General features: G+C 64.3%; 13 protein-coding genes. 8 read left to right on the top strand and 5 right to left on the bottom strand.

From position 1 onward, the window contains the following. The first annotated feature begins 137 nt into the window (after nucleotides 1-137). Nucleotides 138-1,949 carry an acyl-CoA dehydrogenase C-terminal domain-containing protein gene (locus SPH52_RS04545; protein ID WP_411793805.1) on the top strand — a complete coding sequence of 604 codons (1,812 nt, stop codon included), beginning with the start codon at nucleotides 138-140 and terminating at the stop codon, nucleotides 1,947-1,949. 117 nt (nucleotides 1,950-2,066) lie between these two features. Here SPH52_RS04545 and SPH52_RS04550 read toward each other — a convergent pair whose 3' ends face one another. Together SPH52_RS04550 and SPH52_RS04555 are read right to left on the bottom strand one after the other, a co-directional pair. Beyond that, nucleotides 2,067-3,080 (bottom strand): lysophospholipase, encoded by a 1,014-nt coding sequence (locus tag SPH52_RS04550; RefSeq protein ID WP_411793806.1) that lies wholly within the window; start codon nucleotides 3,078-3,080, stop codon nucleotides 2,067-2,069. Beyond that, complete coding sequence (locus SPH52_RS04555; RefSeq protein WP_411793807.1) at nucleotides 3,077-3,379, bottom strand: winged helix-turn-helix domain-containing protein; 303 nt, start codon at nucleotides 3,377-3,379, stop codon at nucleotides 3,077-3,079. The genes SPH52_RS04550 and SPH52_RS04555 overlap by 4 nt, the downstream gene beginning before the upstream one ends. Before the next feature lie 181 nt (nucleotides 3,380-3,560). Here SPH52_RS04555 and SPH52_RS04560 point away from each other — a divergent pair, with 181 nt between their 5' ends. Then, nucleotides 3,561-3,821 carry a hypothetical protein gene (locus tag SPH52_RS04560; protein ID WP_411793808.1) on the top strand — a complete coding sequence of 87 codons (261 nt, stop codon included), beginning with the start codon at nucleotides 3,561-3,563 and terminating at the stop codon, nucleotides 3,819-3,821. Between the two features lie 21 nt (nucleotides 3,822-3,842). Here the strand turns inward: SPH52_RS04560 and SPH52_RS04565 are convergent, their stop codons facing one another. Then, nucleotides 3,843-4,304, bottom strand: a complete 462-nt coding sequence (locus SPH52_RS04565) for a DUF721 domain-containing protein (RefSeq protein ID WP_411793809.1) — start codon at nucleotides 4,302-4,304, stop codon at nucleotides 3,843-3,845. Between the two features lie 61 nt (nucleotides 4,305-4,365). Here SPH52_RS04565 and SPH52_RS04570 point away from each other — a divergent pair, with 61 nt between their 5' ends. The 4 genes from SPH52_RS04570 to SPH52_RS04585 all read left to right on the top strand — a co-directional run bounded on the left by SPH52_RS04570 (nucleotide 4,366) and on the right by SPH52_RS04585 (nucleotide 9,904). Beyond that, nucleotides 4,366-4,758 (top strand): hypothetical protein, encoded by a 393-nt coding sequence (locus tag SPH52_RS04570; protein ID WP_411793810.1) that lies wholly within the window; start codon nucleotides 4,366-4,368, stop codon nucleotides 4,756-4,758. A 64-nt stretch (nucleotides 4,759-4,822) separates the two neighbouring features. Beyond that, a complete protein-coding gene (secA, locus tag SPH52_RS04575) occupies nucleotides 4,823-7,561 on the top strand; it encodes a preprotein translocase subunit SecA (protein WP_411793811.1) in 2,739 nt (912 codons plus the stop codon). Between the two features lie 62 nt (nucleotides 7,562-7,623). Next, on the top strand, nucleotides 7,624-8,853 hold the full coding sequence (gene argJ / locus SPH52_RS04580; RefSeq protein WP_411793812.1) for a bifunctional glutamate N-acetyltransferase/amino-acid acetyltransferase ArgJ: 1,230 nt from the start codon (nucleotides 7,624-7,626) through the stop codon (nucleotides 8,851-8,853). Nucleotides 8,854-8,944: 91 nt separating this feature from the next. Further along, nucleotides 8,945-9,904: a Nudix family hydrolase gene (locus SPH52_RS04585; RefSeq protein ID WP_411793813.1), complete on the top strand. Its 960-nt coding sequence runs from the start codon at nucleotides 8,945-8,947 to the stop codon at nucleotides 9,902-9,904. Nucleotides 9,905-10,015: 111 nt separating this feature from the next. On the opposite strand, the gene SPH52_RS04590 is transcribed toward SPH52_RS04585, so the two are convergent. Both SPH52_RS04590 and SPH52_RS04595 read right to left on the bottom strand, forming a co-directional pair. Beyond that, nucleotides 10,016-10,918, bottom strand: coding sequence for a carbon-nitrogen hydrolase (locus SPH52_RS04590; RefSeq protein WP_411793814.1), 903 nt, complete (start codon nucleotides 10,916-10,918; stop codon nucleotides 10,016-10,018). After that, a complete protein-coding gene (locus SPH52_RS04595) occupies nucleotides 10,915-11,976 on the bottom strand; it encodes an agmatine/peptidylarginine deiminase (protein WP_411793815.1) in 1,062 nt (353 codons plus the stop codon). The genes SPH52_RS04590 and SPH52_RS04595 overlap by 4 nt, the downstream gene beginning before the upstream one ends. Nucleotides 11,977-12,139: 163 nt before the next feature. Between SPH52_RS04595 and SPH52_RS04600 the strand changes: the two genes are divergently transcribed. Then, nucleotides 12,140-13,381, top strand: a complete 1,242-nt coding sequence (locus SPH52_RS04600; protein WP_411793816.1) for a lipoprotein-releasing ABC transporter permease subunit — start codon at nucleotides 12,140-12,142, stop codon at nucleotides 13,379-13,381. Continuing rightward, entirely contained in the window at nucleotides 13,374-14,108 is a 735-nt protein-coding gene (locus tag SPH52_RS04605) for an ABC transporter ATP-binding protein (RefSeq protein WP_411793817.1), read from the top strand. Before SPH52_RS04600 ends, SPH52_RS04605 begins: the two co-directional genes overlap by 8 nt. The last annotated feature ends 33 nt before the right edge of the window (nucleotides 14,109-14,141 follow it).

Consider the following 14,141-nt stretch of genomic DNA (forward strand, 5'->3'; position numbering starts at 1 on the left):
CCACTAACTTCAAACGAGCGCTTGACTGAGAGCGGCAGGGAGGCTAGTTTCAAACACATGTTTGAAAGCGGCTGCCGCTGCTTCCTTGCGCCCAACCTCAGGCGACCTTTCATGGCGACCTTCTGTGGAGAGTAGAGATGCCCGATTATCAGGCCCCCCTGCGCGACCTTCGCTTCGTGATGGACGAGATGCTGGATTATCCCGCTCACTACGCTCGTCTGCCGGGCGGTGAAGAGGCCAGTCCCGACGTGGTGGCCGCCATCCTCGAGGAGGGCGCGCGCTTTACGCGTGAGGTGCTGCTGCCGTTGAACCAGAGCGGTGACCAGGAGGGCTGTCTGCTGGAGGGGGGCGAAGTCAAGGCTCCCAAGGGCTTCAGGGAAGCCTATCAGCAGTATGTCGAAGGCGGCTGGCCTAGCCTGGCAGCGGACCCCGCCCATGGCGGCCAGGGCCTGCCGCACTCGCTGGCCATGGTGCTCTCCGAGATGATTTGTGCCACCAACCTGGCGTGGGGCATGTATCCCGGGCTGTCTCACGGTGCCGCCGATGCCCTGCGCCACCATGGCACCGAGGAGCAGCAGGCCACCTACCTCACCAAGCTGGTAGAAGGCGTGTGGACCGGCACCATGTGCCTCACCGAACCGCACTGCGGCACCGACCTGGGCCTGATCAAGACTCGTGCGGTGCCCACTGCCGATGGCGGCTACGACATTACCGGCACCAAGATCTTCATCTCCGCCGGTGAGCACGACCTGGCCGAGAATATCGTGCACTTGGTACTGGCCAAGCTGCCGGATGCCCCCGAAGGCTCCAAGGGCATTTCGCTGTTCGTGGTGCCCAAGTTCCTGCCCGACGCCGAGGGCAACCCCGGCGAGCGCAACGGTGTGAGCTGCGGCTCCCTCGAGCACAAGATGGGCATCCACGGCAACGCCACCTGCGTGATGAACTTCGATGCCGCCCGTGGCTACCTCGTCGGCCCGCCCAACAAGGGGTTGGCCTGCATGTTCACCATGATGAACGCTGCGCGCCTGGGTGTAGGCATCCAGGGGCTGGGCCTGACCGAGGCGAGCTTCCAGAATGCGCTGGCCTATGCTCGCGACCGCCTGCAGATGCGTGCGCTCTCCGGCCCCCAGGCTCCCGAGAAGCCTGCCGATCCGATCATCGTGCATCCTGACGTACGGCGCATGCTGCTGACCCAGAAGGCTTTTGCCGAAGGCGGTCGGATGCTGGTGCTGTACACCGCCCAGATGCTGGATATCGTCGAGCACGGCCAGGATGCGGCGGAACGTGAGCATGCCGAGACCCTGCTGAGTCTGCTGACCCCGGTCGTCAAGGCGTTCCTTACCGAAGTGGGCTTCGAGGCCACCAACGAGGGCGTGCAGGTCTTCGGTGGGCACGGTTTCATCCAGGAGTGGGGCATGGAGCAACTGGTGCGCGATTCGCGTATCACGCGTCTCTACGAAGGCACCACCGGTATCCAGGCCCTCGACCTGCTGGGTCGCAAGGTGCTGATGAGCCAGGGCGAGAGCCTCAAGGTCTTCACCAAGGAGATCCACAAGTTCTGCAAGTCAGAAGAGGGCAATGCCGAGCTGGCCGAGTTCGTCGCGCCGCTGGCCAAGCTCAATGCCGAGTGGGGCGAGCTGACCATGGGCATCGGTATGAAGGCGATGAGCGACCGCGAGGAAGTGGGAGCGGCCAGCGTCGACTACCTGATGTACTCCGGCTACGTGACGCTTGCCTACCTCTTTGCCAGGGCCGCCAAGCAGGCTCGTGAAGCTCTTTCGGCGGGCAGCGGAGAGGCGGCTTTCTACGAGGCCAAGGTCAAGACGGCGCGCTTCTACTTCCAGCGCCTGTTGCCGCGTACCCGTACCCATGCTCAGTGCATTCAGGCCGGCGCCGAGCCGCTGATGGCGCTGTCAGCGGAGGAGTTCGGTCTCGGCTTCGAGATCTGATGACTACCAGGCATCTCTCTCGGTCAGTGTGACTGATCGGTGTCTTGCGGCGGGCCTTCGCTCGCCGCTTTTTTGTTTTCAGCAGATGTCGTCGCATAGTCTGACCACTCTGCCGCGTCATTGATGGCATAGCATCGCCAGCGGGATCTCGCGAGCCACCTCGAAGCCCGAGGGCAGCTCGGCGGTGGGGTCGAGGAGCCAGGCGACAAGATCCCGTTCGGTGCGTTCGCGTTGGCTGTAGCGGGTGAGCATGTGATAGCCACCGGGGTAGAACGCCAGGCGTATGGCCTCGTCGCCCGGCAGGCGTTCCAGCAGGGCGCAATAGGCTTCCGTGGGAATCACTTGGTCTGCGCCGCCGTAAAGTACCAGGGCGGGCGAGGGTAGCTTCTCGATGGCTTCGAGCGCCTGCCCCATGGCCCGGGTCAGGCCGGCCAATGTATCGATCCGAGCGCTGCGCAGAATCAGCGGGTCGCCAGCCAACTGGCGCTTGATCTCCTCGTCGTCGGTGGGCTCTATGCCCAGGCGACGGGTGGTGCGTATCGAAAACGTGGTCTGGGGCATAAGGCGTACGCCGAGCCACAGCCCTGCTCGCTGATACCACGGCATGGTTTGCGGACCCCACACCGCGGGGGCGATCAGCACGCTGCCATCCACCGGGGGCGGCTCATCGGCGGTCATGGCGAGCAGCGTTATCGCGGCTCCCATGCTCTTGCCGACGACGTAGAGCGGCGTGTCGTGATGGCGTTCGCGCAGCAGTTCGGCAAGCATGACGATGTCGTCACGCAGACGCTCGTGGCCTGGCCACAGGCGCCGCTGATCAGTGGTGCCGAAACCGCGTTGGTCATGAGCGTAGACCTCGATACCATGGCCGGTAAGGGCCTCGGCCAAGATCTCAAAGCTTCCTGCATGATCGTTGAAGCCGTGTACTGCCAACACCACGGCCCTGGCTTCGTCAACGGCGGGCCAGTGACGCAGCGGCAGGCGATAGCCGTCGTTGGCAATGACCTGGTAGGGCGTCAGTTGGGGCACGCTGCTGGCGGGCCCCGGCGTTTGCAGCACCGGCCCGGCACAGCCGGCCAGCAGGAGCGGCAAGGCCAGCAACAGCCGCAGGCTCGAGCCACGCCGCATCATGTCGGCTCGGGATAATCCAGGGCGCGGCGTAGACGCTCGGCGTGCTGTGCGACCCACGTTCGGCTTATCGGACCCCAGTCGAGGATTTCGTACCGCCCGCTGTTGTGGCGCTCGCCTGGAGCGGGGCGAAACTCGCAGCGCACATCCAGCTCCTCGAGCGCCTTGAGCGTATCCTGGGCGGTACGCCGGGGCATGCCGGTGGCTGTGACAATCGCCGGAACGCTGGCGATGCCGCACTCGATCAGGTGTGCCAGATAGAGGCGACGATAGAAACTGGACTGGGTCTTGCTGAGCGCCATGGATTTACCGCATGTCGATGAAAGGGCAGGGTTGATCGTTAGCATAGCGCCGCAGGATGGCTTCTCTCCAGCGGTGGCGGGAGATGTCGTAGCTGGCGGTAATCTCCTACAGTGAAGGGAAAGCGGCAAGCTCATGCTTTGCCGGGACGCACCGCACCGGTTTCAGTTCAAGGAGGAAGCCATGACCGTAAAACAGGTAGACGAAGCGGAGCTGCTGGCCCAGGTGGGGCGCTGCATGTTCGGAGAGCGGTTGGTGATCGAACGTGAAGGCAAGCGCTTCTCGGCGCGAGTGCAGCATGTGGGCGCAACGGGCGTTAAGGTGGTGCCCGAGACGACGCTACTGGAACACGAAGGAGCACCCGGCGACATCAACGGTGTTACCGTTTCCTACGGCGATATCAAGGAAGTCGAGGTGGATGGCATCACCTACCGGCTGGCTTGATTGCCGGCTGGGCAGGCAGCGCTAGTCGCGGCGCTCCGCGTGGGAAGCAAGCCGTTCCAGGGCGCGCTTGAGTCGCGGATCGTCGACGTCGGCGGCACAGGCGGAGATCTCGTCGGCGGCCGGCGCCGGTAGTGTACGCACCTGGCGCAGCGGTACCTTGAGCGGGCGCACGGGGCGTACCTTGAGGCTGAAGCCGGTGACGGCGGCGAATTCCGGCAGACGGTGAAGCAGTTCGAGTAGCCGCGGCTGTTCATAGCGCAGCCAGGTCAGCCACACGGCACGGTCGGTGAGCAGGGTCAGCTTGCCGTCGCGAAAACCGCCGACGAAGAGATGCCCACGCACTTCTTCCGGCAAGTGCTCGCGCAGATGCTCCTGGGCCTGGGCGATCAGCTTCGCCGTGCGCATCAGCGGCGCCAGTTCCCCCTTGCCCCCCAGCAGGCGAGACATGGGCTGGGCTCGCGAGCGCTTAACCTTTATACTCATGGGCTTGTTTCTCGTCCGTACCAACACGCCAAGCCTAGCACGCTAGGAGATCACCGACAGCATGACCGCCGCCCAGCCACAGGATCGTAGCGTCACCAGCCCATCGGCTGCGGTGACGCGCTGTCGACAGCGCTCGCGCTGGTGGCTGGCAGGGCTGCTGGTGGGCTGCCTGTTGCCGGCTGGCTTGACCCAGGCGGAGACGCTGCGCCTGGCCGAGCGGGTGGTGCAGACCTGCATCCTCGCCCCGACCCTGATGCGTGCCCGCTGTCGCTACGTGGCCCGCCGGCGTGCCTTGCCCCACTGGCCGCCACGCCGGCCGACGTATCCGGCGCGGCGCGCCGCTCCTCCGCGCCCGGCACCGCAACACCGTTGGGTTGCCGCCCATGATGTACAGACTCGCCGTGGCCCGCCGTGTGCGTATCGCTCTCTCGTTACCCTCGAATGTTGCTGGTGACGGCTGGCCTCCTGCCAGCCTTGCATAGCGCCGGCTGACCGCGATACGCAAAAACGGACATTTCATGATCAATACATTGTTACGCAAGGTCGTCGGCTCCAAGAACGACCGTGAAGTCAAGCGCATGCAGCGCCAGGTGGTGCAGATCAATGCGCTGGAACCGCAGTTCGAAGTACTCGACGACGCCGCACTCCAGTCCCGTACCGAAGAGTTCCGCGAGCGCCTGAAGAGTGGCGAGAGCCTCGATACCCTGCTGCCGGAGGCATTTGCCACGGTGCGCGAGGCCGGCAAGCGTGTCATGGGCATGCGCCACTTCGATGTGCAGATGGTGGGGGGCATGACCCTTCACCGCGGACGCATTGCCGAGATGAAGACCGGCGAGGGCAAGACACTGGTGGCGACGCTGGCGGTCTACCTCAATGCCTTGCCAGGCAACGGTGTTCACGTGGTAACCGTGAACGACTATCTGGCGCGCCGCGACGCCGAGTGGATGCGCCCGCTGTACGAATTCCTGGGTCTCACCGTGGGCATCATCTACGCCGGCCAGACCGCCGAAGAGAAGCGAGCCGCCTACGCTTGCGACATCACCTACGGCACCAACAACGAGTACGGCTTCGATTACCTGCGCGACAACATGGCCTTCTCGCTGGAAGACAAGGTCCAGCGTGGCCTCAGCTTCGCCATCGTCGATGAGGTGGACTCGATCCTGATCGACGAGGCGCGTACGCCGCTGATCATCTCCGGCGCCGTGGACGAGAACACCGAGCTCTACAAGGTGGTAGACCGCCTGGCAGCCCAACTGGAAAAAGGCGAGGTCTCCGAGGATGCCGATGCCCCGGTCGAGGGCGACTTCCTGCTCGAAGAGAAGCACAAGCAGGTCGAGATCACCGAGGCCGGCCACAACAAGGTCGAGGAGTTGATGCGTGCCGAGGGGCTGCTGGGCGAGGATGACTCGCTCTATGCCGCCCAGAACCTCAACCTGCTTCACCACATGCACTCGGCGCTGCGTGCGCGCCACCTCTACCATCGCGACGTCGACTATATCGTCGCCAACAATCAGGTCGTCATCGTCGATGAGCATACCGGCCGTACCATGCCGGGGCGGCGCTGGTCGGAGGGGCTGCACCAGGCGGTGGAGGCCAAGGAGAATGTGCCGGTCCAGCGCGAGAGCCAGACGCTGGCCTCGACCACCTTCCAGAATTACTTCCGCCTCTATGACAAACTGGCCGGCATGACCGGTACCGCCGATACCGAGGCCTTCGAGTTCCGTCAGATCTATGGCCTGGACGTGATTGTCATCCCGACCAACCGGGCACTGGTTCGGCGCGATCTCAACGACCTTGTCTATCTCACGGCGGAAGAGAAGTACGAAGCGATCATCAACGACGTCAAGGCTGAAACCGAAGCCGGTCGTCCGGTGCTGGTGGGTACCGCTTCCATCGAGACCTCCGAGTATTTGGCAGGCTTGATGAAACAGGCAGGGCTCGCTTTCAACGTGCTCAACGCCAAGCAGCACCAGAGCGAGGCCGAGATCATCGCCCAGGCCGGGCGTCCTGGCGCCGTCACCATTGCTACCAATATGGCTGGCCGTGGTACCGACATCGTGTTGGGCGGCAACTGGGAGGCCGAAGCGGCCAAGCTCGAGAATCCTACCGAAGAGCAGATCGAGAAGCTGCGTGAGGAGTGGCGGGGGCGTCACGAAGCGGTGCTTCAGGCCGGTGGCCTGCACGTGATCGGCTCCGAGCGCCACGAGTCGCGGCGTATCGACAACCAGCTTCGCGGTCGCGCCGGCCGCCAGGGCGACCCGGGCTCGACGCGCTTCTTCCTCTCCATGGAAGACAGCCTGATGCGCCTGTTCGGCTCCGATCGCGTACAGCGCATGATGAAGGCGCTGGGGCTCGAGCGTGGCGAGGCCATCGAGCACAAGATGGTCACCAATGCCGTGGAGCGCGCGCAGAAGAAGGTCGAGAGTCGCAACTTCGACATTCGTAAGCAGCTGCTCGAGTATGACGACGTGGCCAACGACCAACGCCGCGTGATCTACGAGCAACGTAACGAGATCCTGGCCGCCGAGGATGTCTCGGAGAACATCCTGGGTATTCGCAACGAGGTACTCGATCTTGCCATCAGTGAGTTCGTACCTCCGCAGAGCCTGCCGGAGCAGTGGGACCTGGCCGGCTTGCAGGAGCACCTCAAGACCGAGTTCAATCTCGAGGCCCCGGTGGTCGAGTGGTCCGCTGCGGACGAGCGGTTCCACGAGGAGCAGCTACGCGAGCGCCTGCACGAGATGCATCGCAAGATCTACCAGGAGAAGATCGATACGGCGGGTGTCGAGCTGATACGTCGCTTCGAGAAGCAGATCATGCTGCAGGTTCTCGACACACGCTGGAAGGAACATCTGCAGTCGATGGACCACCTGCGTCGCGGTATCCACCTGCGCGGCTATGCTCAGAAGAACCCCAAGCAGGAGTACAAGCGCGAGTCCTTCGAGCTGTTCCAGACCCTGCTGACCAATATCAAGGCCGACATCACTCGTATCACCAGCCACGTGCATGTGCGCCGGCCGGAGGAAGTCGACGAACTCGAGCGTCAGCGTCGTGAAGCGCTGGAGCGCGAGAAGGCGGCAGCTGCCAGCCGCCATGATGCGCCTGAGCTGGATGGGGAAGGGGAGCCGATGTCGGCTGCGGCGCTGCCAACTGATGCTCGTCCGGTTCGTCGCGAAGGGCCCAAGGTGGGGCGTAACGATCCCTGCCCGTGTGGGTCGGGGAAGAAGTACAAGCAGTGCTGCGGCCAGTTGAGTTGATTCAGTGCGCATGCAGCGTTTGACGATACGATTGCTCCAACCAATCGAGGAGTAACCATTTCATGGCAGTGGGTGACACACGTTTTCCGGCCATGCCGGCCATCGAAGGGCTGCGTCTGGGCACCGCCATGGCTGGCATCAAGAAGCCGGGACGGCGCGACCTGGTGGTGATCGAGATTCCCGAGGGCGCCCGGGTAGCAGGCAGCTTCACCCGCAATGCCTTCTGCGCTGCCCCCGTCACGGTGGCCAAGGCGAATCTGGCCGCCTGCCAGGCGCGTGGCGAGGGCGCTCGCCTGCTGGTGATCAATACCGGCAATGCCAATGCCGGCACCGGTGAGATCGGCCTGCGCGACGCCAGGGCGACCTGTATGGAACTTGCCAGGCTCGCCGGCGTGGCGGAAGACAGCGTGTTGCCATTCTCCACCGGTGTCATCGGCGAGCCGCTGCCCATGGAGAGGCTGTTGGCTGGCCTGCCGGCGGCGCTGGAATCGCTGGGGGCAGACGGCGAGTCGTGGCAGCAGGCCGGGGAGGGTATCCTGACCACCGATACCCGAGCCAAGGGGGCCAGCGTGACCCTGGAGATGGGCGAGCGCACGGTGACCATCAACGGCATCAGCAAGGGCTCGGGCATGATCAAGCCCAATATGGCCACCATGCTCGCCTTCGTCGCGACAGATGCCGCCATCGAACAGCCGCTGCTCGACTCGTTGCTGCGCGAGACGGTGGATCGCTCGTTCAACTGCATTACCGTGGATGGCGACACCTCGACCAACGACGCTTGTATGCTGATCGCCACAGGGCGTGGCGCCGAAGTGGTCAGTGACGAGCAGATTGCCGTGTTCCGCAACGGCCTGCAGCGGGTCATGACCGAGCTGGCGCAGGCGATCATTCGTGATGGCGAGGGTGCCACCAAGTTCGTCACACTGCAGGTATCCGAGGCGGCGAGTCGAGAGGAGGCGTTGGAAGTCGCCTTTACCGTGGCCCACTCACCCTTGGTCAAGACGGCGCTGTTCGCCTCTGACGCCAACTGGGGGCGTATCTTGGCAGCGGTGGGGCGTGCCCCGGTTAGCGACTTCGATGTCGAGCGGGTGATCATCGACCTGGGCGATGTGAGGCTGGTGGAGAATGGCGGCCGGGCCGCCGGCTATACCGAGGATCAGGGGAGCCGAGTGATGCGCGAAGAGGAGATCACCATTCGTATCGCGCTGGGGCGAGGCGAGGAGAGCGCTACGGTATGGACTTCGGACCTGTCCCACGATTACGTCAGCATCAACGCCGACTATCGCAGCTAGACGATCGCAGATGGACAAGGCTGCGACGCAAGAACATCACCCTGCGCCGCTCGTGACGGCGTGGACAAGCGGGTAGGAGTCAATGAACGTAATGGTGAAGAGAAGGGTGCACGTGGCGGCTGCTGCCATCATCAGCGGCGATGGTCAAAAGGCGCTGATTGCCCGCCGCCCCTCCAATGTCGATCATGGTGGCCTGTGGGAGTTTCCGGGGGGCAAGCTGGCGCCCTATGAGACCGGTTTGGAAGGTCTCAAGCGTGAACTCCACGAGGAACTCGGGGTAGAGATCAAGCGCGCTCAGCCGCTGATTCGTGTCCACCACGAATACCCCGACAAGCATATTCTGCTCGATGTCTGGCAGGTGCATGAGTTCAGTGGCGAACCGTTCGGGCGCGAAGGGCAGGCGGTGCGCTGGGTGCCGCTCGACGAGCTGGTCAACTACCCCTTCCCGGCGGCCAACCTGCCGATCCTGCAGGCCGTAATGCTGCCGACAGAATACCTGATCACGGCGGAAGAGGCCGATGAGGAGGTATTCGACGCGTGCCTGGAGCGGGCACTGATCGAGGATGCTGTACGCCTGGTACAGCTGCGTGCGAAGAATCTCGATGAGGCTGCCTACATCGCGCGTGCCGAGAGGGCTCTGGCGCTCTGCCGCCGGCACGGCGCACAGCTATTGCTCAATGCCGATCCCGCTCTGCTGGGGCAGGTCGATGCCGACGGTATCCATTTGACCAGCGAACGGCTGATGAATCTCGAGCGTCGTCCTATCGCAGAGGACAAGTGGCTGGCGGCATCGACCCATGATCGCAAGCAGCTCGACCAGGCGGCCCGCATCGGTTGCGATTTCGTCACCCTGTCGCCGCTGCGTACCACGCCGTCGCATCCTGAAGTGGCGCCGATGGGCTGGCACGACTTCCAGCAGTTGGTGGAGCGCGCTGCCATGCCGGTATTCGCGCTCGGTGGCATGACTCGCTTCGATGCCAACCATGCCCGCGCCGTGGGCGCCCAAGGCATCGCCTCGATCCGCGATTTCTGGAAAGCGCCGGACGCCTGAGCTCGGCTGCAAACAGAAAAACCCACCGCATGCCTCTGCAGCGGTGGGTTTCGTGTTATGGGCCTGCCCCCCGCGCCGCTTACGCTGGTGCGTGTTTTACGGCAGGAGATCTCAATCCCTATAACGCCGGGTCAGGTCGCCATAGGCGTCGATGCGGCGATCGCGCAGGTAGGGCCAGATGCGCCGTACGTCCTCGCCACGGCTCATGTCGAGGGTCACCAGCATGCGCTCGGCCTCGGTGCCGGCGTGGGCCAGCAGCTCCCCCTGGGGGCCGGCGACGAAGCTACCGCCCCAGAAGTCGATTCCTTCGCCGATACCGGAGTGATCCGGCTCATGGCCGACGCGATTGGCCACGATCACGGGTAGCCCGTTGGCCACCGCATGGCTGCGCTGGATCAGTGTCCAGGCTTCCTTCTGGCGCGCCTTCTCGGCATCGTCGTCAGAGGGGCTCCAGCCGATGGCGGTGGGGTAGAGCAGCACTTCGGCACCGGCCAGTGCCATCAATCTCGCCGCTTCCGGGTACCACTGGTCCCAGCAGACCAAGAGTCCCAGCCGGCCGACCGAGGTGTCGATCGGCTGGAAACCCTGCTTGCGGCTGTCGTCCTGGTCGCCCGGGGCGAAGTAGAACTTCTCGTAGAAGCTCGGGTCGTCGGGGATGTGCATCTTGCGATAGACGCCTACCTGGCCGCGGTCGCGGTCGTAGACCACGGCGGTGTTGTGGTAGAGCCCCGGGGCGCGTCGTTCGAACAGCGAACCGACCAGCACGATGCCGAGCTCGGCCGCGAGTGCTGCCAGCCGCTGGCCGGTGGGACCGTCCAGCGGCTCGGCCAGGTCGAACAGCTCGGTGGCCTCGTACTGGCAGAAGTAATGCGTGGCATGCAGCTCCTGGAGCAGCACCAGCTCGGCACCGGCTGCTGCCAGCTCGCGCACGCCGGCCTCGCTCTCAGCCAGGCTCTTGCTCTTGTCGGGCCAGGCGGGCTGCTGGACCAGGCCGACCTTCAGGGTGCGGGTCATGATGTCTCTCCTTGCTGTGTAGCGGCGTTCAGGCTGCCCCGGGGGAGCTGCATGGTCAGGCAGTGCAGGCTGCCGTGCTGGCGGATCACGCTCAAGCAATCGATCGGCACGATATCGCGGCCTGGAAAGGCTCCGGCCAGGGCGGCCAGCGCTCGGCTGTCGGCGGCATCGCCATAGACAGGCACCAGTACCGCCGAGTTCACGATCAAAAAGTTGGCATAGGTGGCCGGCAGTCGATGGCCATCCACCGGGTCGAGGCAGGGCCGCGGCCAGGGCAGCGGGACCAGGCGGTAGGGCTCGCCATCGGCGCGGCGGAATGCCTGGAGTTCGGCTTCCATGGCAGCCAGGGCCGGATAGTGCGGGTCGGCTTCGTCGTCGCAGCGTACGTAGGCAATGGTGGCGGTGTCGCAGAAGCGTGCCAGGGTATCGATGTGGCTGTCGGTGTCGTCACCTTCCAGGTGGCCGTTGGCTAACCACAGCACCCGCTCGATGCCGAAATCGGCTTTGAGCAGCGTCTCAACCGCTTCGCGATCCAGATGCGGGTTGCGGTTGGGGTTGAGCAGGCAGGCCTCGGTGGTGAGCAGGGTGCCTTCTCCATCGGTGTCGATGGCGCCGCCTTCGAGCACGATGTCGCGACTCTCGACCGGGCTGGCGTAGGCGCCGGCCTCGGCCAGTTGCCGTGTAAGCCGGTTGTCGCGGTCGGCCTCGAACTTGCCGCCCCAGCCGGTGAAGACATAGTCGAGCAGCACGGGATGGCCATCGCGTTCGATGGCGATGGGGCCATGGTCACGCGCCCAGGTGTCATCGGCCTCGGCTACCACCAACTGCAAGCGTGCGGGGTCGACCCCAAGATTGGCGAAACGCTGCGTGAGATGATTTCGGGTAGCGGCATTGGGAACCGCTATCAGCACGTGCTGATAGCGTGCCATGGCGACCACCATCGCTTCCATGGTGGCCTCGATGCGCTCGAGCAGCGGCGCCCAGTCGCCGGTGGGGCTGGGCCAGGTGAGCTGGACGGCATCCTGGGGGTGCCATTCGGGGAGCAGGCGATTGGCCATGAACGAAGCCTCTTGAGTCGCGTCTTAAGACGGTGCCGGGTATCGAGTCGGCGCAATGTAGGCGCGCGCCGGCAATGTTGCAAGCATTGGGCAATCCACACGCAGCCGATGCAGCGCGGCGCAAAAAACCGTACCATGGCCACCTCTGACAAGGAACGCGATGATGCTCGACCGCCTGCCACTGCTGATCGGGTTGCGCTATGTGCGCGCCAAGCGCCGCAACCACTTCATTTCCTTCATATCCCTTACCTCCATGCTGGGCCTGATGCTGGGCGTGGCCGTGCTGATCCTGGTGCTCTCGGTGATGAACGGCTTCGACCACGAGCTGCGCACCCGTATTCTCGGCATGGTCCCGCACACCAAGATCGAGTCGCGTAGCGGCCTGGTCGAGTGGGAAGCCCTGGCCGAACAGCTGATGCAGCGCGAACGGGTGATCGGTGCCGCGCCCTATGTCCAGCAGCAGGGGATGTTCTCGGTGAGCGGGCGCAACGAGGGTGCCATGGTCAACGGCGTTCACCCCGAGTGGGAGGATCGCGTTTCGATCATCGGCCGCCACATGCGTCAGGGCAGCCTCGACGACCTGCAGCCGGGTGAGTGGAACATCGTGCTGGGTTCGCTGCTGGCGCGCCATCTAGGGGTCGGCGTGGGTGACCGGGTCACACTGCTGGTACCCGAGGCGTCGATTACGCCGGCCGGCGTCTTCCCGCGTCTCAAGCGCTTCACGGTGAGCGGCATCTTCAGCGTTGGCGCCGACCTTGATGCCAACCTGGCCTATGCCAACATCGAGGACATGCAGACCCTGGCACGGCTAGGGGATGCCGTGGGCGGGCTGCGCCTGGAGCTGGATGACCTGTTCGTCGCCGGTAGCGAGACCCGTGCCATCGTCAACGAACTGGGAACCGGTTACCGCGGTATCGACTGGACCTTCTCCCACGGCAACCTGTTCCAGGCGATCCAGATGGAGAAGCGCATGATTGCGCTGCTGTTGACGGTGATCATCGCCGTGGCGGCCTTCAACATCGTCTCGACCCTGGTCATGGTGGTGACCGACAAGCATGCCGACATTGCCATTCTGCGCACCATTGGTGCCACGCCGCGCTCGATCATGGGCATCTTCGTGGTGCAAGGGATGGCAATCGGGGTGATCGGTATCGCCATCGGTGTGGGGCTCGGCATCCTGTTGGCCCTGACGGTTTCCGACCTCATCGGCTGGGTGGAGTCGGGGCTCGGCATCCAGTTCCTCGACGCCGGGGTCTATTTCATCAGCGACCTGCCGTCACGTCTGCACTGGGACGACGTTCGCGATATCGTGGCCGCCGCCTTCGGCCTGACTTTCCTCTCCACTCTCTATCCGGCCTGGCGCGCCTCGCGTGTGCAGCCTGCGGAGGTACTGCGCTATGAGTGATTCAGCCACCGCGAACAAGGAAGATCTCATGCAACGCACGGCCAGTGGCAAGGTGATGCTGGCGTGCCGTGACCTGACCCGGATCTATCATGAGGGTCCCCAGGACGTCACCGTGCTTGACGGGCTCTCCCTCGAAGTGCGCGCCGGGGAGCGTGTTGCCGTGGTGGGTAGCTCGGGCTCGGGCAAGACCACGCTGCTCAATCTGCTGGGGGGGCTGGATCGCCCGACGCGAGGCGAGGTGGCGATTGCCGGCGAGTCGCTGCTGGACCTCGGTGAGGCGGCGCTGGGCAAGTTCCGCAACCGCCACATCGGTTTCGTCTACCAGTTTCACCACTTGCTGGCCGAGTTCACGGCACTTGAGAACGCTGCACTGCCGCTGATCATTCGCGGCCAGCGCAAGAAGGTCGCCGAGGTGCGGGCACGCGATTTGCTGGATAGGGTGGGTATCGCGCACCGCGCGGATCACAAGCCGGGCGAGCTTTCGGGTGGTGAGCGCCAGCGGGTGGCCATCGCCCGGGCGTTGGTTACCGACCCCAGCCTGGTACTGATGGACGAGCCTACCGGCAACCTGGATCAGAGTACCGCAGCCAGCATCCTGGCATTGATGGACGAACTGGCACGTACTACTGAGTGCGCTTTCGTGGTGGTGACCCATGACCCCTCGCTTGCCGCTCATCAGGATCGGGTGATGAAGCTGGATGGTGGGCGTCTCACCGAGCAATACTGAGCCCGGCCGGCTCCGGGTCTCCCTCCGAGCCTC

This window comes from Halomonas sp. A29, from assembly GCF_046723295.1.
Classification (GTDB): domain Bacteria; phylum Pseudomonadota; class Gammaproteobacteria; order Pseudomonadales; family Halomonadaceae; genus Halomonas.

Excerpts from the sequence above, each read along its gene's own strand:
- SPH52_RS04590 (WP_411793814.1), bottom strand. The coding sequence starts at position 10,918 with ATGACCCGCACCCTGAAGGTCGGCCTGGTCCAGCAGCCCGCCTGGCCC.
- SPH52_RS04555 (WP_411793807.1), bottom strand. The coding sequence starts at position 3,379 with ATGGCGCTCAGCAAGACCCAGTCCAGTTTCTATCGTCGCCTCTATCTG.
- argJ (WP_411793812.1), top strand. The coding sequence starts at position 7,624 with ATGGCAGTGGGTGACACACGTTTTCCGGCCATGCCGGCCATCGAAGGG.
- SPH52_RS04595 (WP_411793815.1), bottom strand. The coding sequence starts at position 11,976 with ATGGCCAATCGCCTGCTCCCCGAATGGCACCCCCAGGATGCCGTCCAG.
- secA (WP_411793811.1), top strand. The coding sequence starts at position 4,823 with ATGATCAATACATTGTTACGCAAGGTCGTCGGCTCCAAGAACGACCGT.
- SPH52_RS04585 (WP_411793813.1), top strand. The coding sequence starts at position 8,945 with ATGGTGAAGAGAAGGGTGCACGTGGCGGCTGCTGCCATCATCAGCGGC.
- SPH52_RS04605 (WP_411793817.1), top strand. The coding sequence starts at position 13,374 with ATGAGTGATTCAGCCACCGCGAACAAGGAAGATCTCATGCAACGCACG.
- SPH52_RS04550 (WP_411793806.1), bottom strand. The coding sequence starts at position 3,080 with ATGATGCGGCGTGGCTCGAGCCTGCGGCTGTTGCTGGCCTTGCCGCTC.
- SPH52_RS04560 (WP_411793808.1), top strand. The coding sequence starts at position 3,561 with ATGACCGTAAAACAGGTAGACGAAGCGGAGCTGCTGGCCCAGGTGGGG.
- SPH52_RS04565 (WP_411793809.1), bottom strand. The coding sequence starts at position 4,304 with ATGAGTATAAAGGTTAAGCGCTCGCGAGCCCAGCCCATGTCTCGCCTG.
- SPH52_RS04600 (WP_411793816.1), top strand. The coding sequence starts at position 12,140 with ATGCTCGACCGCCTGCCACTGCTGATCGGGTTGCGCTATGTGCGCGCC.
- SPH52_RS04570 (WP_411793810.1), top strand. The coding sequence starts at position 4,366 with ATGACCGCCGCCCAGCCACAGGATCGTAGCGTCACCAGCCCATCGGCT.
- SPH52_RS04545 (WP_411793805.1), top strand. The coding sequence starts at position 138 with ATGCCCGATTATCAGGCCCCCCTGCGCGACCTTCGCTTCGTGATGGAC.